General features: G+C 29.8%; 25 protein-coding genes. 23 read left to right on the top strand and 2 right to left on the bottom strand.

The window, feature by feature from the left end:
* The first annotated feature begins 96 nt into the window (after positions 1-96).
* Together F594_RS0108410 and brnQ are read left to right on the top strand one after the other, a co-directional pair.
* Positions 97-900, top strand: coding sequence for a thioredoxin domain-containing protein (locus F594_RS0108410; protein ID WP_019035263.1), 804 nt, complete (start codon positions 97-99; stop codon positions 898-900).
* A 95-nt stretch (positions 901-995) separates the two neighbouring features.
* On the top strand, positions 996-2,297 hold the full coding sequence (brnQ, locus tag F594_RS0108405) for a branched-chain amino acid transport system II carrier protein (RefSeq protein ID WP_019035262.1): 1,302 nt from the start codon (positions 996-998) through the stop codon (positions 2,295-2,297).
* A 157-nt stretch (positions 2,298-2,454) separates the two neighbouring features.
* Here the strand turns inward: brnQ and F594_RS0108400 are convergent, their stop codons facing one another.
* On the bottom strand, positions 2,455-3,606 hold the full coding sequence (locus F594_RS0108400; RefSeq protein WP_019035261.1) for a pyridoxal phosphate-dependent aminotransferase: 1,152 nt from the start codon (positions 3,604-3,606) through the stop codon (positions 2,455-2,457).
* Between the two features lie 111 nt (positions 3,607-3,717).
* Here F594_RS0108400 and murA point away from each other — a divergent pair, with 111 nt between their 5' ends.
* Genes murA through F594_RS0108365 form a run of 7 tightly spaced genes read left to right on the top strand, consistent with a single transcriptional unit; the run spans position 3,718 to position 10,371 of the window.
* A complete protein-coding gene (murA, locus tag F594_RS0108395) occupies positions 3,718-4,974 on the top strand; it encodes a UDP-N-acetylglucosamine 1-carboxyvinyltransferase (protein ID WP_019035260.1) in 1,257 nt (418 codons plus the stop codon).
* Positions 4,975-4,986: 12 nt separating this feature from the next.
* A complete protein-coding gene (locus tag F594_RS0108390) occupies positions 4,987-6,498 on the top strand; it encodes an ABC transporter substrate-binding protein (protein WP_019035259.1) in 1,512 nt (503 codons plus the stop codon).
* A 44-nt stretch (positions 6,499-6,542) separates the two neighbouring features.
* The gene (locus F594_RS0108385; protein WP_009345165.1) at positions 6,543-7,466 is read left to right on the top strand and encodes an ABC transporter permease; all 924 of its coding nucleotides are present in this window, start codon (positions 6,543-6,545) and stop codon (positions 7,464-7,466) included.
* Between the two features lie 3 nt (positions 7,467-7,469).
* The gene (locus F594_RS0108380; protein WP_019035258.1) at positions 7,470-8,312 is read left to right on the top strand and encodes an ABC transporter permease; all 843 of its coding nucleotides are present in this window, start codon (positions 7,470-7,472) and stop codon (positions 8,310-8,312) included.
* A 1-nt stretch (position 8,313) separates the two neighbouring features.
* Complete coding sequence (locus F594_RS0108375) at positions 8,314-9,276, top strand: ABC transporter ATP-binding protein (protein WP_019035257.1); 963 nt, start codon at positions 8,314-8,316, stop codon at positions 9,274-9,276.
* A complete protein-coding gene (locus F594_RS0108370; RefSeq protein ID WP_019035256.1) occupies positions 9,269-10,048 on the top strand; it encodes an ABC transporter ATP-binding protein in 780 nt (259 codons plus the stop codon). Before F594_RS0108375 ends, F594_RS0108370 begins: the two co-directional genes overlap by 8 nt.
* Positions 10,045-10,371, top strand: coding sequence for a GNAT family N-acetyltransferase (locus tag F594_RS0108365; protein ID WP_233428281.1), 327 nt, complete (start codon positions 10,045-10,047; stop codon positions 10,369-10,371). The genes F594_RS0108370 and F594_RS0108365 overlap by 4 nt, the downstream gene beginning before the upstream one ends.
* A 238-nt stretch (positions 10,372-10,609) precedes the next feature.
* On the opposite strand, the gene F594_RS0108360 is transcribed toward F594_RS0108365, so the two are convergent.
* Positions 10,610-12,235, bottom strand: coding sequence for an alkaline phosphatase (locus F594_RS0108360; RefSeq protein ID WP_019035254.1), 1,626 nt, complete (start codon positions 12,233-12,235; stop codon positions 10,610-10,612).
* A gap of 148 nt (positions 12,236-12,383) precedes the next feature.
* Between F594_RS0108360 and F594_RS0108355 the strand changes: the two genes are divergently transcribed.
* The 14 genes from F594_RS0108355 to F594_RS0108290 all read left to right on the top strand — a co-directional run bounded on the left by F594_RS0108355 (position 12,384) and on the right by F594_RS0108290 (position 24,568).
* Complete coding sequence (locus F594_RS0108355; protein ID WP_019035253.1) at positions 12,384-13,082, top strand: hydrolase; 699 nt, start codon at positions 12,384-12,386, stop codon at positions 13,080-13,082.
* Between the two features lie 72 nt (positions 13,083-13,154).
* Entirely contained in the window at positions 13,155-13,769 is a 615-nt protein-coding gene (locus F594_RS0108350; RefSeq protein ID WP_019035252.1) for a superoxide dismutase, read from the top strand.
* A gap of 126 nt (positions 13,770-13,895) precedes the next feature.
* Positions 13,896-15,398: a Na+/H+ antiporter NhaC family protein gene (locus F594_RS0108345; protein WP_019035251.1), complete on the top strand. Its 1,503-nt coding sequence runs from the start codon at positions 13,896-13,898 to the stop codon at positions 15,396-15,398.
* Between the two features lie 158 nt (positions 15,399-15,556).
* On the top strand, positions 15,557-16,048 hold the full coding sequence (locus F594_RS0108340) for a macro domain-containing protein (protein ID WP_019035250.1): 492 nt from the start codon (positions 15,557-15,559) through the stop codon (positions 16,046-16,048).
* On the top strand, positions 16,045-16,770 hold the full coding sequence (gene aroD, locus F594_RS0108335; protein ID WP_019035249.1) for a type I 3-dehydroquinate dehydratase: 726 nt from the start codon (positions 16,045-16,047) through the stop codon (positions 16,768-16,770). Before F594_RS0108340 ends, aroD begins: the two co-directional genes overlap by 4 nt.
* The gene (gene aroA, locus F594_RS0108330) at positions 16,767-18,014 is read left to right on the top strand and encodes a 3-phosphoshikimate 1-carboxyvinyltransferase (protein WP_019035248.1); all 1,248 of its coding nucleotides are present in this window, start codon (positions 16,767-16,769) and stop codon (positions 18,012-18,014) included. Before aroD ends, aroA begins: the two co-directional genes overlap by 4 nt.
* A complete protein-coding gene (gene aroC / locus F594_RS0108325; RefSeq protein ID WP_019035247.1) occupies positions 17,998-19,074 on the top strand; it encodes a chorismate synthase in 1,077 nt (358 codons plus the stop codon). The genes aroA and aroC overlap by 17 nt, the downstream gene beginning before the upstream one ends.
* A complete protein-coding gene (locus tag F594_RS0108320; protein ID WP_019035246.1) occupies positions 19,061-19,816 on the top strand; it encodes a shikimate kinase in 756 nt (251 codons plus the stop codon). Before aroC ends, F594_RS0108320 begins: the two co-directional genes overlap by 14 nt.
* 16 nt (positions 19,817-19,832) lie before the next feature.
* Entirely contained in the window at positions 19,833-20,927 is a 1,095-nt protein-coding gene (locus F594_RS0108315) for an FAD:protein FMN transferase (protein ID WP_019035245.1), read from the top strand.
* Entirely contained in the window at positions 20,928-21,440 is a 513-nt protein-coding gene (locus tag F594_RS0108310) for a hypothetical protein (protein WP_009345892.1), read from the top strand. It begins immediately after the preceding gene.
* Positions 21,430-21,957: a thermonuclease family protein gene (locus F594_RS0108305; RefSeq protein WP_019035244.1), complete on the top strand. Its 528-nt coding sequence runs from the start codon at positions 21,430-21,432 to the stop codon at positions 21,955-21,957. Before F594_RS0108310 ends, F594_RS0108305 begins: the two co-directional genes overlap by 11 nt.
* Before the next feature lie 3 nt (positions 21,958-21,960).
* The gene (locus F594_RS0108300; RefSeq protein WP_019035243.1) at positions 21,961-22,464 is read left to right on the top strand and encodes a phosphatidylglycerophosphatase A family protein; all 504 of its coding nucleotides are present in this window, start codon (positions 21,961-21,963) and stop codon (positions 22,462-22,464) included.
* Between the two features lie 289 nt (positions 22,465-22,753).
* The gene (locus F594_RS0108295) at positions 22,754-23,029 is read left to right on the top strand and encodes a (2Fe-2S) ferredoxin domain-containing protein (RefSeq protein ID WP_004825989.1); all 276 of its coding nucleotides are present in this window, start codon (positions 22,754-22,756) and stop codon (positions 23,027-23,029) included.
* Positions 23,030-23,050: 21 nt separating this feature from the next.
* Positions 23,051-24,568 (top strand): 4Fe-4S dicluster domain-containing protein, encoded by a 1,518-nt coding sequence (locus F594_RS0108290; RefSeq protein ID WP_019035242.1) that lies wholly within the window; start codon positions 23,051-23,053, stop codon positions 24,566-24,568.
* Positions 24,569-24,706 lie beyond the last annotated feature (138 nt).

Genomic DNA, 24,706 nt, shown 5'->3' with positions numbered 1-24,706 from the left:
TCGTCATATTTTGAGGAAATATGCAAAAGAAAGGTTAAAATTGTTTAATTCTTATATTTTTTGGTATGCTATAATAAATATTAAATGAGGTGAAATATGAAACTATTAATTTTTTCAGATGTCTTAGACCCTTGGTCTTGGGGTTTAGAAGGAGTTTTAAGAGCTCTAACTTTTACATATAGGGATTTATCTTATGAATTTATTATGACAGGTCTTGTAGAAAATTATGAAGATTTTTTGCCTAAAAATTTCTCTCAGTTAAATTCTGTTGAATTAGGAAATAAAATTTTGTTCGATATGTATAGGGCTGCATCAACTATAACAAAATTTCCACATTTTAAGAAAATTCCAAGTCTTTTTTCAGAAGAACATAAGTCATCTTATATTCTAGATAAATATTATAATGCTGTTAGACAAATTTCTTATGATAAGAGCAACTTATATATGAGAAGGTTAAAGGAGTGGGCAATTTTAAAAGAGGAAAACATATATGATATGCAAGTACAAAAGGAAATTTTAAAAGAACTAGATATTGATTTTAATAATTTTACAAGCGAGCTTGAATTTATTGATGAGATTTTTCTTGAAGATAGGATGCTTGCCTTTGACTACAGGGTCAAAAATCCGCCAGCTTTTTTAATTGAAGATAATAAAAGATTAATAAAGGGCTATAAATCTTATGAGGATTTGTGTAAGTTTATTGATGATGAAGTAGGTATTGAGAAAAGGGAAATAAATGATTCATTACTTGTTGAATTTGTTTCAACTTTTAGTCACGTCTTAAAGGAAGAGATAAATATTCTTTTTTCTGAACAAAGCCTCGATAATCTTTTAAAACAAGGTAAAATTTTAGAAAAAACTTTTGGCAACGGAAAAATTTATCAGCTAGCAAGTAAATAGTTATTTAAAAATTTTAAATATTTCGTCACTTTAAATTGATATTTACATAAGTAAAATATATAATAACAATTAATGATATTTTAAGAGAAAGGGTGATGGATATTAATAAGATTTTTAGAGATACGATTACAATTGGTTTTGCACTTTTTGCAATATTTTTTGGGGCTGGAAATTTAATTTTTCCTCCATATTTGGGAGTAATATCAGGGTCAAATTATATTAAGGCAATGATAGGTTTTTTACTAACAGACCCAGTTCTTCCAGTTTTAGGTGTAATAGTTACGGCAAATCTTGGGGGTCGTGCTGAAGATTTAGGTAAAAGAGTTTCACCGACTTTTGCGAAAGTTCTTGGAGCAATAGCAATTTTAACAATAGGACCATTTTTTTGTGTTCCAAGAACAGCAGCTACAACTTATGATATAGCTGTAAAGCAAATTTTTCCAAGTGTTCCTTTATGGATAACTTCAATTGTATTTTTTGCACTGACTATAGTTTTTGTTTTAAATGAGGGTGAAGTTATTTCCTATGTGGGAAATATTTTGACACCGGGACTTTTAATAGTGCTAACTATTATTATAGTTAAAAGTATATTTGATCCAATTGGACCTGTAAGACAAATTCCTGATGATAATTTCTTTTTGAGGGGTTTTACTGAAGGTTATCAGACAATGGATGCCCTAGGTTCTGCTTTGATGGCTGGTATTGTTATGGGAGATATTAAAAGACGTGGGTATCTTAAAAAAGATGAACAGATGAAGATGATGTTGGGAGTGGGATTTGTATGCTTTTTACTTCTTGCTTTTGTTTATGGAGGTCTAACATATATGGGCTCTACAGCATCTTCAAGTTTTACAGCTCAAAGTGAAAGAGTCGATATTTTAATGGGATCAGTTCATGCACTTTTTGGAAATTTAGGAAGAGTTGTCATGGGTATTGGTGTATCTTTGGCTTGCCTCACAACATCTGTAGGTTTAACAGCTACCTGTGGTAATTATTTTGAATCTATTTCAAAAGGCAAATTAAAATACAAATATGTAGTTTTGGCATCAGCCACTGTTTCTGTTATTCTATCCCTATTAGGAGTAGAAGGACTTATAAATTTGGCTGTACCAGTTCTATCAACTATTTATCCTGTAATAATTGTTTTAATTGTTATGAGTGCTTTTGATAAATTCATTAAATATAATGAAACTTATATTTCAGCAACTCTTACTACTTTTATAATTTCTATTGTTCAGTCCTTAAATATGGTTTTCGGTATTTTACAAGGACCAACAGATATTATAAAAAATTTACCCTTAAAAAATTATGGTTTTGAATGGTTAATTCCTGTAGTTATTGTTGCTATTATTTGTACAATTATTGCAAGCATTAGTCACAAGAAAAGAGCTATATAAAATAAAAAAAATCTCAGATTCCTTAAAAAACTGATCTCATTTAGTTGGTTTGTTAGTCCAACTTTTGGGGGTCAGTTCATAAGGGAATTTGAGATTTTTTATTTTAGAAAATATAAAAGTATATATATTTCAAAAATTTTATAATATTAATTACTGATCAATTAAAAATATCCAATTTACGCAACCTGTCAAAGGCTTCATTTATTTTTTCTTCTTTTACAGTAACAGCAATTCTAATATGGTTCTCTCCACCAGGACCGAAAGCCTTGCCATTTATTACCCGTATATGAGCTTCTTTTAAAATTTTATCAACTATTTCTTCCATAGAATATTTATTTGAATTTATTTTTGGAAATAAATAGAATGCTCCTTTTGGCTCAATAACTTCAACATTTTTCAATTCTTTAAGCCTTTTGTAGGCGAGTTTCATTCTTTTTTTGTACTCATCTTTTAGAGGTGGGCAAATTTGTTTTCTGTTTTTTAGGGCATAAACTTGAGCTACTTGAGTTAAAGATGGGATACAATACAAAATATTTTCGTGTATATATTCAAAAACATCAATTAATTTTTCATTTGCAATTATTGCTCCAAGTCTTAAACCTGTCATTACAAAATCCTTAGAAAGAGAATTTATTGTTATTACATTTTCTAAATTCTTATCAAATTTAAGGCTAGGATAAAAATCATCATAATATGTGTAATTATCATAAATATCATCGCAAATGATGAGAATATTTTTTTCTAAACAAAAATTATATATTTCTTCTAAAAAATGTTTTGAATAAACTGCACCTGTAGGATTATTAGGTGTATTTATAAGAATAGCTTTTGTTCTATCGCTAACTAATTTTTCTAAATCAGATATAGTAAATTCATATTCATTTTCAATATATGTTTCAAGAAATTTTGCCTTTCCACCGCAAATTTTGAGTTGGTACGCATAGGGACTAAAAAATGGTGAGGGAATAATAACCTCATCACCTTCATCAATGATTCCTTTAAAAATAATATATAAAGCTTCTGTGCCTGACATTGTGGAAAGAACATTTTTTTCGTTGATATCTATATGGTATTCTTCTTTATAAAAATCAACATAGGCTTTTCTAAATTCTAAAGTACCTCTTGGGTCGGTGTAGTGAGTTTGACCGTTTAGACCTGCCTTATAAATACTTTCAATTATTCCTTTATCTGTTTCTATATCAGGATCGCCCACACCAAAATCAATTAAATCTCTGTATATTTTTGAATAGTCATCTGAAAATGGAGATGCAGGGATTTTTCTAAAATTTCTTCCAATAAAATTTTTCATTCTTTTTTCCTCCTTTTGTAATTTTAACATATTTTTTATATATGAATAAAGTGTAATTTATAGGGGGTATATATATGGTATAATTAAAACACTAACTAATTTGGAGGGGCAATGGAAAAGATAGTAGTCAGACCAAGCGGCCCATTAAAAGGGAAAATAAGAATAGGTGGGGCAAAAAATGCAGCACTTCCTATTTTGGCAGCTTGTCTTTTAGGAACAGAAGATATAGTTTTGGAAGATGTACCAAAATTAAAAGATGTAGAAATAATGATTGAAGTTCTAAGAGAACTTGGGGTTAAAGTAAAATATGATGGAGACCTAATTGTTATTAATTCAAAAAATCTAACAAGTTATCAGACAAATTATGAGCTTATGAGCAAAATGAGAGCATCATTCTTAGTTATGGGACCACTACTTGCAAGAATGGGCAAAGCTGTTAATTCTTTACCCGGCGGATGTGCCATAGGTTCAAGACCAATAGATTTACACTTAAAAGGTTTTAAAGCTTTAGGAGCAAAAGTTGAAATGACTCATGGAAATATTTCTGCTAAAGCTGATAAATTACAAGCAAATAATATTTATTTAGATTTCCCGTCAGTAGGTGCAACAGAAAATATTATTATGACTGCCACTTTAGCTGAAGGAGAAACTTTGATAGAAAATTGTGCCAAGGAGCCTGAAATTGTCGATTTAGCAAGTTTTCTTAATAAGATGGGGGCTAAAATCACAGGTGCAGGAACTTCAACTATAAAAATAAAGGGAGTTCAAAAATTGAAAGGATGTTACCATCAAATAATTCCTGATAGAATTGTTGCTGGTACTTTTATGATAGCACCGGCAATTACTGGCGGAGATGTTCTTTTAGAAAATGTAATCACAAATCATATGAAACCAATTTTAGCAAAGCTTGAAGAAGCTGGGGCAGAAGTTATAGTAGATGATGATAAGGTAAGAGTTATAGGTAAGGAAAAAATTTATCCATTTGAAATAAAAACTCTTCCTCATCCAGGATTTCCTACAGATATGCAAGCTCCTTTTATGGCTTTACTAACTCAGGCTGAAGGTCAATCATCAATCATTGAAACAGTTTTTGAAAATAGATTTATGCACGCTGAAGAATTAAAGAAAATGGGGGCAAAAATCAAGGTTGTTGATAGGGAAGCAATAATATTGGGCAAGTCTAAATTGTATGGCTCAAAAGTAAATGCAACTGATTTAAGAGCAGGTGCTGCTCTAATTTTAGCCGGATTAGTAGCTGAAGGACAGACAGAAATCTCACAAATTTACCATATAGATAGGGGATACGAAAATATAGTTGAAAAATTCCAAGATTTAGGTGCTGACATTAGACGAATAGAAACAGATTGAGAGGATGATTGTATGAAAAAAATTATAGTATTAATGTTGGGAATCATGTTATTTTTTACAGGATGTGGAAAAAATACTTCTCAATCAAAAAATAATTCTGATACATTGAGAGTTTGTTTATCTGAAGATGCCAAAAATATTGATACTGCTCAAATTAACGATGATTATTCAGTTAATATTATAAATCAAGTTTATGATACTTTGGTAGAATTAAAACCTGATGGAAGCCTTGTAAATTCTCTGGCTGAAAAAATTGAAAATCCAGATCCACAAACTTTTATAATAACTTTAAAACCAGGGATTAAATTTTCAAATGGTGATGATTTAACTGTTGAAGATGTAATTTTTTCTTTAAAGAGAGCAGCATCTAGCGACCAATTCAAGACTTTTTACGGAAAAATAGATGAAAATTCTTATGAAAAAATAGATGATAGAACTTTGAAGTTTACTCTAAAAGAAATTGATGCTACTTTTCTAAAAGCACTTGGTCATCCTGCAGTTTCAATAGTTTCAAAGAAATTTGTAGAAAATGGTGGAGATTTAACTAAAGATTGTCTTGGTACGGGGGCTTATGTTCTTGACGAATGGGTACAAAATGACCATGCAAATTTTTCTTATAATAAATATTATTGGGGTGCTGAACCTAAATATAAAAATATAGAAATGAAAGTCATTCCTGAATCGTCACAAAGGTTAATTGAAGTTGAATCAGGAGGTATGGACTTAGCTTTAAAAATTGACCCTAATGATATTAAAAGTATTGAAGAAAATGAAGATTTAAAACTTCTTAAAAAAATGGACAATTCAGTGCATTTCATAGGTTTTAATATGGCAAAAAAACCTTTTGATAATAAAATAGCAAGACAAGCTCTAGTTAATGCTATAGATATGGAATCAATTTTTAAAACTGTTTATATGAACAGTGGCACTTTAGCATCAAGTCCTGTTAATCCAAATTTTAAATATTCCCTAGCTGGTGAACTCAAACCCTATAATAAAAATATAGAAAAAGCCAAAGAATTATTTGCCAAGGCAAATATTAAAGATGATAGTGAACTGACTATTTATGTTTCTGATAACCAAACAAGAGTAAATGTTGCAACAATGATGCAAGACCAGCTTAAAGATTTTGGTATAAATTTAAAAGTGGTAAGACTTGAATGGGGAGCCTTTATGGATGCTTTAAAAAATGGAGACCATAATATGTTTATAATGTCTTGGAATCCATCTATTATTGATACTCACTACGAATTATATCAACCTTTCCATTCAAATAATAAAGGAATTGGTCCCAATTTTACCTTTTATGGTAATAGGGATTTAGATACTTTGATAGACCAAGGAACACAAACCTTTGATGACAACAAAAGAAAGGAAATATATGAAAAGGCACAAAGATTAATATATGAAGATATGCCTTGGATGTATATTTGTTATGGAGAAACTTTGATGGCAGCATCTAAGGATTTACCAGATTTTGACATGGAAGCAGGATATGCACAGAGATTTAAAAATATTAGATAAATTTTTCAGTTTGAAAAAATTTTTAAAAATTAATGGGGTGAAAAATGCCTAAATATATTTTGAAAAGAATTTTAATTTTAATTCCTACAATAATTGGGGTATCTTTTGTAGTATTTTCCCTACTATATTTGTCACCTGGAGATGCAGCATTAGCAAGTGCCGGCCCTAATGCTCCAAAAGAGACTGTTGAGATATTAAGAGATAAAATGGGTCTTAATGACCCATTTTTAATTCAATATGGACGATTTTTAAAAAACTTAATTTTTCATTTTGATTTAGGAACTTCATATCAGTCAAAAACTCCTGTCATAGAAAAGATTTTAAGAGTATTTCCTAATACTTTAAAGTTGGCAGGAGTTTCTCTAATTTTTGCCATAATTTCAGGAATAATATTAGGGATAATTGCAGGGATAAATAAAAATAATATTATAGATTCACTCATTTCTTTTGCAGGAATGATAGGACTTGCAATGCCAATATTTTGGTCAGGATTATTGTTAATTATTATATTTTCAAGCAAATTAAAACTACTTCCTGCAAGTGGTTTTTCTTCATGGAGGCATATGATACTTCCTGTTCTTGCTTTGGGTTTACAAACTTCATCTTCAATTATGAGAATGACAAGGTCTTCTATGATAGAAGTTTTAGATAAGGATTATATAAGAACGGCGAGGGCAAAGGGACTCAAAAAATCAAGAATTATCTTTATTCATGCTTTAAAAAATGCAATGATTCCAATTATAACAACTATTGGACTTCAAGCTGGTGGACTTTTAGGTGGAAGCATATTGACAGAAACAGTATTTTCAATTTCAGGTATTGGAAGGCTTATGGTTGATAGCGTAAAGACCAGAGATTATCCTGTAATTTTAGGTGGTGTAATGTTTATAGCCCTTGTATATTCAATAATTTCTATAATTGTAGATATACTTTATGGATTTTTAAACCCTCAAATTAAGATGGAGTAACTTATGATTAAAAGATTTAGAAAATTTGCAAAATATTATATGCAAAATAAAGCAGCGAGGCTTTGTTTTGTTTTACTTTTAATATTAATTGTTCTATCAATATTTGCTGATTTTATTTCTCCATATGATTATACAAAACAAGATGTATCAAATACATTTTTAAGTCCAAGCCCAACTCATTTGATGGGTACAGATAATTTTGGCAGAGATGAATTCTCAAGAATTTTACATGGCGGACAGATGTCTTTATTAATAGGTATAAGCTCTACTTTTTTTTCAATAATAATTGGACTTATTATAGGATTATTTGCCGGATATTACGGTGGTAAATTTGATGTTTTTGCAATGAGGGTTATGGATATATTTTTATCAATTCCTCAACTTATTTTAGCTATTGCCTTGGCTGCAACTTTGGGAAATGGTGTTTTTAATTTAATTTTAGCCTTATCCTTATCTTCAACTCCTAAATATGCAAGGCTTATAAGAGCAAAGGTAATTGAGGAGAAAAATTTAGAGTATGTCACGGCTGCAAGAATATTAGGAGAAAATGATTTAAAAATTATTTTTTGTGAGATTTTGCCAAATTCATTAGGACCAATCATAGTTGAAGCAACTATTGGTGTGGGCGTAAATATTTTATCAAGTGCATCCCTATCATTCATTGGAATGGGAATAGAGCCTCCACAAGCAGAATGGGGACAGATGTTAAGTGAAGGCAGAACTTTCATAAGAGATTATCCATTTCTTACAGTATTTCCAGGGCTTGCAATTTGTATAAGTATTTTATTATTTAATTTAGTGGGGGATGGTTTAAGAGATGCCTTTGATCCTAAGAAAAGAGGATAGTATGAAAGAAATTTTAAATATTAAAAATTTAAAAATTTATTTTGCTAGTTCCAAAGGACCAATAAAGTCACTCAATGGAGTTGATTTGACTTTAAAAGAAGGTCAGACCCTAGGGCTAGTAGGTGAAAGTGGTTGTGGAAAATCTTTAACATCTCTTGCAATTATGGGATTATTAGATAAAAAATCTCTTGATTCTTTAGAAGGTGAAATTATATTTTCGGGAGAAAATCTCTTGGAGAAAAGTGAAAAGCAGATTGAAAAAATACGTGGTAAGGATATAAGTATGATTTTTCAAGAACCAATGACATCACTTAATCCTGTTTTAAAAATCGGCTATCAGGTATCTGAAATTTATAGGGCACATTCAAATATATCAAGAAAAGAAGCTAAGGAAAAATCTATAGAGATGCTTGAAAAAGTTGAGCTAAATAATGCTAAATTGATATATAACTCTTATCCCCACGAACTTTCAGGAGGCATGAGGCAAAGGGTTATGATTGCTATGGCACTTGCTCCAAATCCTAAGATTTTAATAGCAGATGAACCGACAACAGCTCTTGATGTAACCATTCAAAAAGAAATTTTAGAATTGATGAAAAAACTAAAGAAATATTATAAAACAAGCCTAATATTCATATCTCATGATTTGTCATTAGTTGCTGAAATTGCTGATGTGGTAAATGTGATGTACCAGGGACTAATTGTAGAAGAAGCTCCTGTTAAAGAAATTTTTAAAAACCCCCTACATCCTTATACTAAGGGGCTTATGAGAGCTAGACCTCTTATTAGTGATACAAGAAAAAGATTATTTTCAATAAAAGGAAGTTTACAAGACCCTAGAAATTTAAACGAAAACTGTTATTTTTGCAACAGATGTCAATATGTTATGGATATTTGTAAAAGAAAAATACCTATACAAAAAGATTTTAATGGTCATAAAGTGAGGTGCTTCCTCTATGAATGAAATTTTGCAAATTAAAAATTTGATGAAAAGTTTCAAGATAAAAAATAAAACTGTTAATGCCTTAAATGATATTTCTTTTGATATTAATAAGGGAGAGTGCCTTGGTATTGTGGGAGAAAGTGGGTCTGGTAAATCAACTCTTGCAAGGTGCTTAATGGGACTTTATAAAGATGCAAAAGGGCAAATAATTTATCAAAATAAAAATATTCTTGAATTTAACAAGAAAGAGTATGTAAATTATTGGGTAAATGTTCAGATGATATTTCAAGACCCCTATTCATCTTTAAATCCAAGAAAAACCTGTTTTCAAATAATTTCTGAGGGATTAAAAAATCTAGAAAAAGTTAATGACAAAAAAGAGCTTGAAAAGAGAGTATTAAAAACTATGGAAATCTGTGGTCTTTCAAAATTTTTCAGGGATAGGTATCCCTATGAATTTTCCGGTGGTCAAAGGCAAAGAATTTCTATAGCAAGGGCAATAGCCGTAAATCCAAAGATAATAATAGCTGATGAGCCAACCTCAGCCCTTGATGTTTCAATTCAGGCACAGATAATAAATCTTTTAAGTGATTTAAAAAGTCAGTATGGTTTAACTCTTGTATTTATTTCTCATGATTTAGCTTTGGTAAAGCACATAGCTGATCAAGTATTAGTTATGCAAAAGGGAAGTTTGAAAGAAAAAAATACTGTAGATGAAATTTTTGAAAATCCTAAGGATGACTATACAAAAAAATTATTATCTTCACTTCCAAAAGAAGACCCCAATGAATGATAAATTTTAAATTGGGTAAAACTCATTTACAGGGGGGAATCAAAGAGATGGTTTCTTTTACTTTTGATAAAGAAAAAAATCACTTATTTGCTTATGATGGCAAGGCTGAGATAGGATACATCAGTTTTAGTCAAGCTAAAGATGTATGGATAATAGAAGAAGTATACCTTGATGCAGAATATAATATAAAAATATTTATTTTACAAATTATAGATAAATTTGTGGATATTGCTAGAGAAAATAAGAAAAAAATAATTGCACTTGATTCTTTAGCCAAGAGTGTTTTTTCTAAAAATACAAAATATATAGATGTTATTAGCTAATACAAAATATTATCCCTTTTAAAAATCAAATATTTTTAAAAGATTATAGAAAAAATAAAATAAAAAAATTATACAAAAGTAAATAAAAAGAAAATTAGAAGATTGTTAATGAATTTTATAATTTTATTTTTATTAATATTTTTCTAACAAAAAAGGCTATAAGTTTTCTTATAGTCTTTTTTCGGCTTATTTTTTTTAAGCCAATTTATATTATTAAGAGGTTAAATTATTTTTGATTTTATTTAATTAATTCAATAGCTTTTTGTGGTAGGTAAACTTTATTACTTGTGTTTATTGCAAGTCCACCAATAGTAACTTTTTTACCATTTAACTTAGCGTAGTTTTTGTTCATGGGTATAATTAATACATTGTCGTCTTTTGTAACTTTAAGTTCATAGTTATCTTCAGAAGCTTTGCTATATTCTACTTTTGCACCTTTTTTAATAAAAGCTTCTCTTGCACAAACGTATAATTCATTAGTTAATTTGTTAAGGTCTATGTCTAAAACATCTGCCATATATAAACCAATTTGATTATTAAATATAGTTCCTTCGAGAGTTTTTAAATTATCTCCATTAGTTAAGCAGTGTAGGGCAATATCACCACCAACATGACCTCTTGTTGTCCAGCCTATATATGACCTATCGGAAACAACTTTTCCAACAGCAGTTTGTAAATCTTTTTTATCAGCAGTTTTAATTAAATTTTCTTCTTCAGCTGTTAAATCATTAATTGCGTAAGCTTCTTTCATAATATCTTTTATATTTGTTCTGTTATCATCAAGTTTTTCAGCAACTTTTTGACCAGTCATTTTTGCATTAGCAACCAAGTTTGTGAATTTATCAAGCTCTGTTTTATCATATCCACTATTAATTCCTGTTGAGCCAAAAGTCATCCCACCTGTTCCGTGGTCTGCAGCAACTATTAGAACGGAATTAGGGGTTTTCTTAACAAATTCTTTTGCAACAGCTACAGCTTTATCAAAAGCTATGGCATCTGTAATTGTTGCAACTGGATCATTTGCGTGAGCGCCCCAGTCAATTTCTGACCCTTCAACCATTAAGAAAAATCCTTTATCATTTTTTGATAGAGTATTTATTGCTTTTGTAGTCATTTCAGCTAATGAAGGTTCTACAGATGGCTCTCTATCAATATCATACTTCATTGATTTTTCAGCGAACATTCCCCAAATTTTATTTGAAGTTGTCTTATCCATTTCAGATTTTGTTGTGAAATAATCGTAACCTAAAGATTTAATTTCATTTATTAAATCTTCCTTATCTTTTCTCTTGCTTGCATCTAAATATTGACTGCCAGCCCCCAAAACCACATCCATATCTTGGTAAACTTGTTGCTCACCTAAAATTTCATATTCATTTCTGTTTGGATAGTGAGAGCAAAATGCAGCTGGAGTTGCGTGTTGGATGTTAGAAGTTGAAACAATTCCTGTTGACCTTCCTGATCTTTTAGCACCTTCAAGAACTGTTGCAAGTGGCATTTTTGCTTTGTTTTTGTCAAAATCATAAAATCCAGGCATTCCATCTTTTGTAGAATAGCAAGAAATAAATGGCGTTTCTGTTTTTGAACCTGTTGCCATTGCTGTTGCAGCTGGAGCTGAGTCAGCAATTGGTGTATTTGAATTGTTGACTCTAACAAGTCCTTTAACCATATCATCTAAAACTAATTTCTTTTCAGCTGTTGTCCATCTTGTAGCTGTTTCAATTTCAATTGAATAGCCATCAGGAATCATCATAATAACATTTTTTGCACTACCGTATTCATTATTATTTTCTGCAAAGATAAATGAAGGCAATAAAGTTGATACAGCAAAGATTGTTGCACAGATTTTTTTAAAATTTCTCATGTAGTTTCTCCTTTTCTAAATAATGTCTTTGATTCAATATAAGATATAAATGTAAAATCTTTATTTAAAGTATGTAAATAATTAAAAATTTTAAAAAATTAATGTTATTTGTCCTATTTTACTATAAAATATATTTAGAGGTGATATTATGGAACAATCTAATAAGAAAGATAAATTAATACCTAAGATTGAAACAAATTTAAGGAAAAGACAAGTTTTAATTCCTGAAGTCATTTACAGAGCTAGTGGCATAAATTTTATGGGCAAAAGGATAAAATCTCTTTTATTTTCTAATGATTTACCAATTATTTGTAATACCAATGCTCAAGCAATAATGGCTGTTTATCCTTTTACACCTGAGCTTAAAATTATTAATGCTATTTGTGAGGTTGCATCTGTACCTGTTTTTGTTGGTATAGGTGGGGCTGTTACAAATGGATATCGTTCTTTAAATATTGGTATGCAAGCAGAACTTTTGGGAGCAAAAGGAGTTGTAGTTAATGCCCCAATGGCTAATGAAACTATAAAGAGAATAAGTGAAGTTTTAGATGTGCCTGTTATAGCAACAGTATTATCTTTAAAAGATGATATTGAAGGAAAGGTAAAAGCAGGAGCTAGAGTATTAAATGTTGCTGGAGGAAAAAGAACACCAGAACTTATTGAACTATGTAGAAAAATTGTTGGAGAAGAATATCCTATTATTGCTACTGGCGGTCATACTGATGAACATATTTTAGAAACTATTGAGGCTGGTGCTAATGCTATAACATATACACCGCAATCTTCTTCAGAAATTTTTTCTGAAGTTATGAATGGATATAGAGAAAAAATGAGAGAGAAAAATTAAAGTTTTAATTATATATTTTTTGGGTAATATATTAATGTAAAAATTTAAATGGGTAATTGAAGGGGGAGTAAAATGGCATTTAAATTAGAAGATTTAAAATATGATTATAATGCACTTGAAGAAACAATTGATGAAGAAACTATGAGAATTCATCACGACAGACACCATAAAACTTATGTTGACAATTTAAACAAGGCTGTTAATGGAACAAATCTTGATAAAGAATCTTTAGATGATCTTGAAGAAATCTTGAGAAATCTTGATGAAATTCCTGAAAATATCAAAACTGCTGTTATTAACAACGGTGGAGGACATTATAATCATAGTCTATTTTGGGAAACAATGACACCAGGTGGCTCAAAAGAACCTGTTGGAAATTTAAAAAAAGCAATAGAAGAAGCTTACGGTTCATTTGAAAAATTTAAAGAAGAATTTGAAGCTAAGGGAGCTGGAAGATTTGGTTCAGGTTGGGTAAATTTAGTAGCTAAAAATGGAAAAGTTGAAATTATGACAAACCCTAACCAAGATTCACCAGTATCTTTTGGATACAGCGTCATTATCGGTAATGATGTTTGGGAACATGCTTATTATTTGAGATATCAAAATAAGAGAGCCGATTATCTAAAAGCTTGGTGGAATGTTGTTAACTGGGATATTGCAGAAGAAAGATTTAACAAAGCTAAATAATTTATAAAATTTTTGGGAGCTTAGGCTCCCTTTTTTATATGTAGATTTAAGGGGCATAATTAACAAAATAGTTGAAATATTTTGTTAATTACACTACAATAGTATTTATTACAAAGGAGAATAAAGATGAATTACGGAATTTTAACTATTTTACCACCAATTATTGCTATTATTTTAGCACTACTTACTAAAGAAGTAATTACTTCATTGTTATTGGGTATATTAGCCGGTGGTCTAATTTTTACTGGCGGTAATTTTATTGCTGCTATTGAAGAAGTATTTACCCTTATGTCACAAAAATTAGGAGATAATTCTCTTATGATTATGTTTCTTGCTCTTTTAGGGTCTTTAGTCATGGTTATGAACATGGCTGGCGGTTCTTTTGCCTATGGCAAGTGGGCAAGTAAGAAAATAAAAAGTAAAACTTCTGCAAAACTTGCTTCAGTTATTTTGGGGATTTTAATTTTTATTGATGACTATTTCAACTGTTTAACAGTGGGTGCTGTTATGAAACCAATTATTGATGAAAATAAAGTTTCCAGAGCAAAATTAGCACAAATAATAGATTCTACAGCAGCCCCTATTTGTATTATGGCACCTATATCATCATGGGCGGCTTCTGTTGTTGCAATTATTGGAGAAGCTGGTATTGAAAATCCTATGAAAGTTTTTTTAAGTACAATTCCTTTAAATGCTTATGCGATTTTAACAATTTTTTCTATTATATATTTTTGCTTTTCTAAAAATGAAATTGGTGTCATGCAAAAGTATGAAATAAAAGATACATCTAAAATAATTGAGAAGGAAGATGTAGGCTATGTACATTCAAAAGAAGGCAAGGTTTATGATTTGGTTTTGCCAATTTTGTGTCTTATTTCTATTACTTTAATTATGATGCTAAAAACTGGTGGATTTTTTCAAGGTAAATCAGCACCTGCTGCTTTTGGAAATGCTAATGTAAATTTATCTTTGGTGGTAGGGTCTGTTAGTGGATTATTCCTCGCGTTTATAATGTATATTCCGAGAAAACTTCTAAGCTTTAATCAATTTATGTCAGGCATTGTAGAAGGTATGAAGTCTATGATTTCAGCTATTGTTATTTTAACATTAGCATGGACAATTGGAGGAATTACTTCAAGTGACTATCTAAATACAGGTGGTTTTATAGCTTCTAAAATTTCTGATTCACAAATGCCCATGTGGATACTTCCTGCTATAATTTTTATAGTGGCAGCATTCTTATCTTTCTCCACAGGCACAGCTTGGGGTACTTTTGGTATTTTGGTTCCTATAATTGTACCTATTTTAATTGAAACTGATGCTATGGATTATTTAGTAATAATTTTGGCTGCAATTTTTTCAGGTTCAGTTTTTGGTGACCACTGCTCACCGATTTCTGATACCACTATTCTTTCATCGGCTGGAGCTGGGTGCGATCATATAGCCCATGTTTCTTCGCAACTACCTTATGCCATAATATGCGGAATTTCGTCTATCTTTGGATTTTTAGTTGCTGGAATTACAGACATAGGTTATACTGCTGTTCCTGCAGGAATTGTCATGTTATTGATAATAGTATTTTTCTACAAGAAAAAGACAATAAAAAAATATGGACAAATTGAAGGCTAATCAAAAATATTAAGATGACTTTTTCATCTTAATATTTTTTTGCATAAAATTAAAGAAAAAGATATACTTTTATTGAAGAAAAAAATATTCTAAAAGGCTCATCTATGTGAGATTAGATTGAGGGAGTTTTTATCAAATAAATTTACAAGGAGGAGCTTATGTCTTTAAATATAAAATTAGAAAATTTAGTAAAGATGGATGTTGATGCGATAGTTAATGCTGCAAATAAAGAGCTTTTTCCAGGTGGAGGTGTATGTGGTGCAATATTTCAAGGTGCTAAATCTAAAAGTCTTGAAATGGATTGTAAGAAACTAGGACCCATTAAAACTGGACAAGCTGTAATAACAAGTGCATATAATCTTCCCAGTAAGTACATAATTCATGCAGTGGGACCTATTTACAGAGATGGATTGAGTGGAGAAGAAGAATTTTTAAGAAATGCTTATATTAATTCTTTGAAACTTGCAAAAAAACATTCTATAAAATCTATAGCTTTCCCCTTGATTTCAGCAGGTATTTACGGTTACCCTCTTAAAGAAGCTTGCAAAATTGCTGTTGATACCATAAGAGAATTTTTAAAAAAAGAAGATATGGATGTAACAATAGCAGTTTTGGATCCAAATATTTATGATATTTTAACAAAGCTATGAATATAAAAAAAAGTAATTTTCAAATAATTTTGCCTATAGTTAGTAGAGATGATGCTGAGATTTTAAAAGATTGTCAAAATCTCAGCAAATTAAAGGTAAATACAATAGAGTGGCGTGCAGATTGTTATAATAATTATAAGGATATCAATAGAACCCTTGAAATATCCAAAAAAATTAAAGAAATTTTATCAGATAAAGATTTAATTTTCACATTAAGGTCTAAGGGCCAAGGGGGAAATGGAATTTTCAAGCAAAATTATCAAGAAATTCTTATAAAAAATCTACTAGATAATGATATTTTTTCTATTTATGATATTGAATTTAATAGTAGTAAAGACTTCTTAAAAGATATGAATACTTTAATTAGAGATTACAATAAGTTAAGCCTTCTTTCTTTACATAATTTTGAAAATACTCCAGATTTTATGAATATTATAAATACTTTAGAAGATATGGATAAGCTAAATTTTAATATTATAAAATATATAACTTGGTCTAATTCCTATGAGGATTCGCTAAGAATACTAAATGCTACTGATGAATTTAGAAAGAAAACGGATAAGAAATTAATAATTATGGCAATGGGAGATTTTGGAAAGATGACAAGAATTTTATCACCACTTTTTGGATCTTTTTATACCTTTTCTTATTATTCTAAAAATTCAGCAAAAGGGCAAATTTCTTATGAAAATATGCTAAAAATTTATGAGGAAATTCTATGAAAGTTAAAATAAAACCGGGAAAACTTGAGGGAGATATTGATGCAATATCTTCAAAGAGCCAAGGACATAGGGATTTAATTCTTGGAGCTTTATGTGAGGAAAAGACAGAAATTTTTTTAAATAATTTTTCTGATGATATATTAGTAACAGTAAAAGCTTTGGAAAATCTAGGCTTTGTTATAGAAAGAAAAGAAAATTCATTTTTAATTAAAGACAGAGTCGATGTTAAAAATCCTCAAATAGATTTTAAGGATTCTGGCTCATCATTAAGGTTTTTATTGGCAATAGGAAATTTTTATGGAGAAAATGTAAAATATATAGGCTCAGAAAGTCTTTCTAAAAGACCCCTTAAAGAACTAATTGAAGAGCTTGAAAAGAATAATTTTTCATTCAGTCAAAATCATCTTCCCCTAGAAGCAAGAGGATATTTTAAGGGTGGGAAATTTACCTTCAGAGGAGATATTTCCAGCCAATATATATCAGGAATTTTACTTGTTGCAAGTAAATCTCCCTTTGAAAGTCAAATTATTTTAAAATCAAATTTAGAGTCTAAACCTTATGTTGATTTAACTATAAATGAATTAAAAAAATTTTGTATAGATGTGAAAAAAATGGAAAACTCTTACAAAATAAAGGGAGGAAATCTCAAATCTCCTGGTAAATTATATGTAGAAGGAGATTGGTCTAATGCGTCAGTTTTTATTGGAGCAAATCTACTTGGATCAAAGGTAAAGATTAGGGGCTTAAATATTGATAGTCTTCAAGGTGACAAGGAAATTTTGACTATAGCAAAAAAGTTCGGCTCAAAAATTTTTACAGAAGATAATATCTTGGAAAATTCAAAAGCTGATATAAGGTCAATGGAAATTGATATAAAAAATATACCTGATTTAGCACCAGTTCTGTGCGTAATACTTGCAGCAAGTACTGAGAAATCAAGACTAATAAATGCAAAGAGGTTGAGATTTAAAGAAAGCGACAGACTTTTTTCCCTTTGTAAAATGATTAATGATTTAGGTGCTGATGGGAAAATAGTAGGAGATTCATTAGAAATTACAGGAAAAATTAAAGGTGGTCATGTAAATTCCTTTAATGACCACAGGATTGTTATGGCAGCTTGTCTAGCATCTACTTTTGCTAAGGAAGAAATTATAATAGATGGGGCGCAAGCTGTTGAAAAATCTTATAAGAATTTTTTTGAAGATTTTAAAAAATTAGGAGGTAATTTTGTCTGTTATAGGTAAAAATCTCAAATTCACCATTTTTGGCGAAAGTCATGGGAAATGTATCGGTGGAGTTTTAGATAATATTAAGCCGGGACTTCTAATAAATCTAGAAGATTTGGAAAGCTTTATGGATAGGAGAAGGGCAAAGGGAGAATTTAAAAGTAAAAGGCACGAATTGGATAAGGTTATATTTCTGTCTGGATTTTCTGAAAATAAAACTATGGGCACACCTCTTGCTTTTATTATAGAAAATAAAAATCAAAACTCTTCAGATTATGATAATTTAATAAATACTCCAAGACCTTCTCATGCAGATTTTGTGGCAAATATTAAATATAAAGGACATGCAGATTTAAGGGGTGGGGGTCATTTTTCAGGTAGACTAACAGCTCCTATTTGTGTTGGTGGATTTTTTTCATTACAAGAATTAAAAGAAGATTATGGTGTGGAAATTTATTCACATTTATCAAGTGTTGGAAATATTTGTGATATATCTTATAGAGATATTTCTACTTGTGATTTTAAAAATTTAATGAAAAAAGATATTCCTATGGCTGATGATAAAAAAATTGAACAAGTAAAAATTTTCTTGCAAAGATTAATGAGTCAAGAAGATTCAATAGGATCTACAGTTACTTGTGTAGTTAAGGGACTTAAAGCTGGATATGGTTCAAATCTTTTTGATAACGCAAGAGCTAAAATAAGTTCTTATATTTTTTCTATCCCAGGAACTTGCGGCATGGAATTTGGCAGTGGTTTTGATGCAAGTATCAGTAAGGCTTCTGAAAACAATGATAGTTTTTATTATGATGACGGGCAAATAAAGACAAAAACCAATAATTGCGGTGGTATTCAAGGCGGAATCACAAATGGTATGGATATTGTTTTTAAAATACATTTTAAAGCACCGGCAAGTATAGGAAAGAAGCAAAAAACTGTTAATTTAATAAGTAAAAAAAATGAAGAGATAGTTATAAAGGGAAGGCACGATCCATGTATTGGATTGAGGGCTTTGCCAGTTGTAGAGTCCATGGCTGGACTTTGTGTATTGGATTTGATAAAAAGTGAAAGAATTTAGAGAAAAAATAGATTTAATAGATGAAAAAATCGTAGATCTTTTAATAGAAAGATTTGATTTGTCAATAAAAATTGGCTCATATAAAAAAATTAATAAGTTAGAAATTGAAAATTTAAAAAGAGAAGATGAGATAGCAAAATCTTTTCCCGATTTATATAAAAAAAATATTGAAAATATTTATAGGGAAATATTTAAAAATTCTAAGCATATGCAAGAAAAACTTTTTGCTTATTTGGATAAAAATATAGTCTTGATAGGGATGCCAGGTTGTGGCAAAACAACTCTAGGAGAAATTTTATCAAAAAAATTAAAAAGAGATTTTTTTGACACTGACAAGGAATTTGAAAACTTATATGGAAGTCCTGAAGAATTTATAATAAGAGAAGGTCTTAGTAAATTTAGGGATATTGAAAGTGAAATTTTAAGAAAATTTTCAAAAAATAAATATGGAGTAATTTCTACAGGTGGAGGTATAGTTGAAAGAAAGGAAAATCTAGAAATTCTAAAAGATAATTCTTTTGTTTATTATATAGATAGGGATACAGATAAGCTAATTTTAAGTGGAATTCAGCCATCCTATAAAAAAGACTTATATAAGCTCAGAGAAAAAAGAGAGAATTTATATAGGGAGTTTTCTGATGAAATTATAAAAAATAACACTGATCCTCAAGAAGCTGTTGGAAAACTTATAGAAAGTTTTAATAATGATATACTTGTAAAGGCAAGAGCAGGGGTGTTATGATAGTAAAGGTGAACTTATGAAAAAATTTATTATATTAATTATATTTATTTTATTATTTACTTCTTGCTCTAAAAAAGATTTGGCACCCTCACAAGAAAAAGAGGCGGCTAGTATTGAAAAGTATGAGTTAACTTTTTATGATACTTTTGATACTGTAATAAGTGCAGTTATTTATTCTGATGATGAAAAAAAAGCAAATGAAGATTTGAATTATCTAGCTAAGAGATTTAGGGAATTAAATGCTCTTTTTGACAGATACAAATCTTATGATGGGGTAATTAATGTAAAAACTATAAATGATAATGCTGGCAAAAAACCAGTTAAGGTAGATGATACTCTATTTAATCTTATTAAAACATCAAAAGAAGATTACATTAAAATTTCTTCAAAAAATAATATTGCCATGGGTCCAATTATTGATGTATGGAAAGCTTATAGCGATAAATATATAGAAGGAAAAACAAAGGAAGAAGTTAAAAAATTGATGGGTAATTATCTTCCAGACCAAAAATATTTGGAAACTTTAAGAAAATATACCGATATTAATAAAATTATATTAGATGAACATAACAATACGGTTTATCTTGAAGATCCCCATATGTCCCTTGATTTAGGCTCAGTAGCCAAAGGATATGCTACAGAAATTGTTGGGGAAGAATTGAGAACAAGAGGGGTAAAATCTGCCCTTATATCAGCTGGCGGAAATGTAAAGTTAATAGGAAAACCACTTGACGGAAGAGATAAATTTTCTATAGGCATTCAAAATCCTGATCTAAATGATGAAAATCAAGTGTTTGCTGCCCTTGAAGCTACTGATATTTCAATTGTAACTAGCGGTGATTACCAAAGATTTTTTGATTTAGATGGCAAGAGGTACCCACACATAATAGACCCCGTAACTTTAAGACCAAGCGATAATTTAAAATCTACTACAGTTATTTTAAAAGATTCCGGCTTGTGCGATTTTATATCAACTGCAGCATTTTTATCTGATGAAAAAGATATTAGTAAACTTGCAGAAAAAACAGACAGTAAAATTATATGGATTGATAATCAGATGAATATTAAATATACACCTGGTGCAGAAAAATATATAGTTAAAGGTGATTAAATGAGAAATAATACTAGAGGGCTTATTATTCATATTTTTGTAGGTATAATAATATTTTTTATAGCCTATATAATTAACTTATCAAAAATTGTCAGCTCAATAGTATATGGCAACATAATTTTTAGACTAATAATTTGCCTTATACCAATTATTTTATATTATAATTTTTCCAAGATTATGACCAAAAAAAGAACACCAAAACTTGACTACCTAAATGGTAATTTAATAATTTTATTAGCAATAATTTTATTCGTACCTGCATTTTTAGCAAGTGGCTTTGATATTTTCAAGGAAAGTGTTGCCTCAAATGCTTTTAAATTTCCTTTTGAAATATTTTTAACACCGCAAATATATGTGATTAAAGTTTTAAATATACCTTATAATTTATTAACTGTAGCTATAGCTACTCTTGCTCCCACATTTATTTATGGGTTAAGCATAAGAATTTCTAGGGAAAAGATAAGTAAAAGACAAAGATACATGAGAAATACGAGAAAAAGGTATGAAAGATAAATTAAAATATATCTTTTTAACAATTTTTGTTTTACTTTTTCTATATTTTTATAAGAGCACAAGTTCAAGCTTTGATAAGGTCTATGTTACTAAGGTCATTGATGGTGATACTATAAGAGCTACAAGTTCAGATGATTCCAATTTTAAAGTAAGATTGATAGGCATAAACGCACCTGAAAAGGGCAAAGAAAAGTATTGGAAAGAATCTAAATCATATGCACAAAAACTTATGGAAAATAAATACTGCTATTTGGAGAAAGACACTTCCGATAAGGATAAATATGGCAGATATTTGAGATACGTTTGGCTAAAGAAACCTAAAAAGAAAAACTTTAAAAATATAGAGGAACTTAATGTGTCGGCAATAATGTTAAAAAAAGGTTTGGCAAGAACTTATACTTTTGAACCAGACACATTGTATTTAAAGGAATTTAAAAAAATTGAGAAGAAGGCAAAAAAATTTAAAAGAGGTTTTTGGATATATAAAAAGCCTGTAACAAGAGGAAATAAGAGGTGAAATATGTATAAATATAATATGGAAGAATTATATGAAATGTCTATAAAGAAATTAGAAGAAATTGGAGTTAGTTTAGATGATATTGCAGAAATTGTTTTAATGCTACAAAAGGATTATCTGCCTAGCTTGACACATGAATACGCTCTTGAAAATCTTAAAATGGTTTTGCACAAAAGAGAAGTTATTCATGCAGTTTTAACAGGTCTTGCAATAGATAAAATGGCAACAGAAAAATTACTGCCAGAACCAATTCAATCAATAATTTCTGTAGATGAAGGACTTTATGGAATTGATGAAGTGTTGCCACTTGGCATTGTAAATTGTTACGGATCAATTGGCTTTACTAATTTTGGATATTTAGATAAGAAAAAAATTGGCATAATAAAATATCTTGATGAAATGAAATCTAAGGACATAGTAACCACCTTTGCAGATGATATTGTTGCTGCACTTGCTGCAGCTACAGCTTCAAGAATTGCACATAAAAATATTTACGATGGCAAATAAATAATAAAAAAATTAATTTTTTATGTCAATAAGATGAAGGTAATTTTGTTCTACTATTAATATTTTGCCATATATTTTAACTTGATAAATTTTCTTAATCTAATAGGCAGGGCTTCTAAGTTTTGATTTATTGGGATTTGAGAAAATTTTTTTCTTTTTATAAAAAATATTAAAAATATTATTATTTATAATAATAAATTTTATATGGAAAAATTTTAAAAGAAAATTTTAAAATCTATATATTTTAAGGTTAAAATATGTTATCCTATCAATAAGAAAGGAGATTGTCATGAAAGTAACAATATGTATGTGTTCTAAATGCACACTAATGGGTGCAAACGCAATATTTGATGCAGTCGAGTACTTACACGAAAGTTTATGCGCACCGGGTTCTGAATTTTGTAATGCTCAAAACTTAGAATTTGAAGCTTCCGATTCTCTCGGAATATGCAAAGAAAATACTGATTCTGAAATTTCGCCTGTTGTAGCCATAGATGATACCATATACACCAATGCGACTGCCCAAGAAATAAGCGAGATTATTGTAAATAAATTAAAAATTTAACTTGAGGGGGGAAAAAAGACAATGAAAGAGATTTACGGTCCAATAGTGGATATACGTAGGAGGGTATATGCTGAGGTCGCAAGAATTGCCTTTGGTGATTATGATATGTCTGAACTCGAAGATTCTTCTTATAGAATTGTTCCAGGTGAAGTAGGAAGAGATAGGGGAGATATATTTAGAGAAAGAGCTATAGCAGAAGAAATGGTTAGACTGGCCATGGGTATGGATATCCGTCAAATTGGGGAATATAAAAAAGTAACTGATGGATTTGACCAAGTTGATATTGATACAAATGCTTATACAAAACCTTTAATAAATGTAATCAAATTTGCTTGCGAAGCTTGTCCTACTAAATCATATTTTGTAACTAACAATTGTAGAAAATGTATTGCGCATCCATGTATAAATGTATGCCCTGTAAATGCAATATCAATGGGTAAGGACTCTACAATTATTGATAAAGATAAATGTATAAGATGTGGAAGATGTCATGAAGCTTGTCCATATAATGCTATAGTCATGTATGATAGACCTTGTGCCGCTGTTTGTGGAGTTAAGGCTATAGGTTCTGATGATTTTGATAGAGCAGATATCGACCAAGATAAGTGTGTTGCTTGTGGAAGATGTATTGCAACTTGTCCTTTTGGAGCAATATCTGACAAGACACAAATTTTCCAATTAATTAAGGCTATTAAATCAGGCAAAAGAATTTATGGAGCAATAGCACCGTCATATATAGGACAATTTGGTCCAAAGGCTAAGCCTATGCAAATTCTTGAAGGGATAAAACAACTTGGTTTTAAAGATGTAATTGAAGTTGCATTAGGTGCTGATATTACAACACTTCATGAAGCAAAAGAATATTTGGAAAGAGTTCCTGATAAAATTCCATTTATGGGAACATCGTGCTGTTATTCGTGGTCATTGATGATTAAAAAGAATTTCCCGGAAATTTATGAACAAGTTTCCGACTCAGGCTCACCAATGAGATATACTGCAAATTATATCAAGAAAATTGACCCAGAAGCAGTAGTTGTATTTATTGGTCCTTGTACTTCTAAAAAACTTGAAGCTCTAGATACAAAAGTTAAGAGTGATGTTGATTTTGTTGTAACATTTGAAGAAGTTATGGGAATGCTCGCAGCAAAAGATATTGATATTTCTTCTATTGAATTTGAAAATGAAGAAGAAGAATCATCTGCACTAGGTCGTGGATATCCTATAGCAGGTGGTGTAGCCCAATCTGTTAAAGTTACTGCTGAAATTTTGGAACCAGAAAAGGAAATCAATATACAAGGGGCAAATAGTCTTGATGAATGTATAAAGATGCTTAAAATTGCTAAAGCAGGAAAATTAAACGGCTATCTTTTGGAAGGAATGGCTTGTCCTGGAGGATGTATTGCCGGAGTTGGTACTATTGCAGCCTTAGGAAAAGTTAAAAGATCTGTTGAAAAATATATGAAGGAAGCTCAGTTTAAGACTCCTCTTGAAAATACAAAAATCGAAAGCGAAAAAACAAAAATAATAGAAGAAAAATAAATTTTATTACAGATATTTATTTTTCTATATAAAATAAAAACTAAATAAATTTTTTAAATAGCACTTATACGTTATTTTAGGCCTGTGGTTAAGAAATAACATATAGTGCTATTTTTTGTATATAATAATTCTCTTAAA

The sequence above is a fragment of the Peptoniphilus lacrimalis DSM 7455 genome (assembly GCF_000378725.1).
Taxonomy (GTDB): domain Bacteria; phylum Bacillota; class Clostridia; order Tissierellales; family Peptoniphilaceae; genus Peptoniphilus_A; species Peptoniphilus_A lacrimalis.
The sequence above is the reverse complement of the archived record's forward strand: the minus strand, read 5'-3'. Positions and strand labels throughout refer to the sequence as shown.

What these genes read in the sequence shown, in the direction of transcription:
- F594_RS0108410 (WP_019035263.1), top strand. Translation starts at nt 97, where the DNA reads ATGAAACTATTAATTTTTTCAGATGTCTTAGACCCTTGGTCTTGGGGT.
- brnQ (WP_019035262.1), top strand. Translation starts at nt 996, where the DNA reads ATGGATATTAATAAGATTTTTAGAGATACGATTACAATTGGTTTTGCA.
- F594_RS0108400 (WP_019035261.1), bottom strand. Translation starts at nt 3,606, where the DNA reads ATGAAAAATTTTATTGGAAGAAATTTTAGAAAAATCCCTGCATCTCCA.
- murA (WP_019035260.1), top strand. Translation starts at nt 3,718, where the DNA reads ATGGAAAAGATAGTAGTCAGACCAAGCGGCCCATTAAAAGGGAAAATA.
- F594_RS0108390 (WP_019035259.1), top strand. Translation starts at nt 4,987, where the DNA reads ATGAAAAAAATTATAGTATTAATGTTGGGAATCATGTTATTTTTTACA.
- F594_RS0108385 (WP_009345165.1), top strand. Translation starts at nt 6,543, where the DNA reads ATGCCTAAATATATTTTGAAAAGAATTTTAATTTTAATTCCTACAATA.
- F594_RS0108380 (WP_019035258.1), top strand. Translation starts at nt 7,470, where the DNA reads ATGATTAAAAGATTTAGAAAATTTGCAAAATATTATATGCAAAATAAA.
- F594_RS0108375 (WP_019035257.1), top strand. Translation starts at nt 8,314, where the DNA reads ATGAAAGAAATTTTAAATATTAAAAATTTAAAAATTTATTTTGCTAGT.
- F594_RS0108370 (WP_019035256.1), top strand. Translation starts at nt 9,269, where the DNA reads ATGAATGAAATTTTGCAAATTAAAAATTTGATGAAAAGTTTCAAGATA.
- F594_RS0108365 (WP_233428281.1), top strand. Translation starts at nt 10,045, where the DNA reads ATGATAAATTTTAAATTGGGTAAAACTCATTTACAGGGGGGAATCAAA.
- F594_RS0108360 (WP_019035254.1), bottom strand. Translation starts at nt 12,235, where the DNA reads ATGAGAAATTTTAAAAAAATCTGTGCAACAATCTTTGCTGTATCAACT.
- F594_RS0108355 (WP_019035253.1), top strand. Translation starts at nt 12,384, where the DNA reads ATGGAACAATCTAATAAGAAAGATAAATTAATACCTAAGATTGAAACA.
- F594_RS0108350 (WP_019035252.1), top strand. Translation starts at nt 13,155, where the DNA reads ATGGCATTTAAATTAGAAGATTTAAAATATGATTATAATGCACTTGAA.
- F594_RS0108345 (WP_019035251.1), top strand. Translation starts at nt 13,896, where the DNA reads ATGAATTACGGAATTTTAACTATTTTACCACCAATTATTGCTATTATT.
- F594_RS0108340 (WP_019035250.1), top strand. Translation starts at nt 15,557, where the DNA reads ATGTCTTTAAATATAAAATTAGAAAATTTAGTAAAGATGGATGTTGAT.
- aroD (WP_019035249.1), top strand. Translation starts at nt 16,045, where the DNA reads ATGAATATAAAAAAAAGTAATTTTCAAATAATTTTGCCTATAGTTAGT.
- aroA (WP_019035248.1), top strand. Translation starts at nt 16,767, where the DNA reads ATGAAAGTTAAAATAAAACCGGGAAAACTTGAGGGAGATATTGATGCA.
- F594_RS0108315 (WP_019035245.1), top strand. Translation starts at nt 19,833, where the DNA reads ATGAAAAAATTTATTATATTAATTATATTTATTTTATTATTTACTTCT.
- F594_RS0108310 (WP_009345892.1), top strand. Translation starts at nt 20,928, where the DNA reads ATGAGAAATAATACTAGAGGGCTTATTATTCATATTTTTGTAGGTATA.
- F594_RS0108305 (WP_019035244.1), top strand. Translation starts at nt 21,430, where the DNA reads ATGAAAGATAAATTAAAATATATCTTTTTAACAATTTTTGTTTTACTT.
- F594_RS0108300 (WP_019035243.1), top strand. Translation starts at nt 21,961, where the DNA reads ATGTATAAATATAATATGGAAGAATTATATGAAATGTCTATAAAGAAA.
- F594_RS0108295 (WP_004825989.1), top strand. Translation starts at nt 22,754, where the DNA reads ATGAAAGTAACAATATGTATGTGTTCTAAATGCACACTAATGGGTGCA.
- F594_RS0108290 (WP_019035242.1), top strand. Translation starts at nt 23,051, where the DNA reads ATGAAAGAGATTTACGGTCCAATAGTGGATATACGTAGGAGGGTATAT.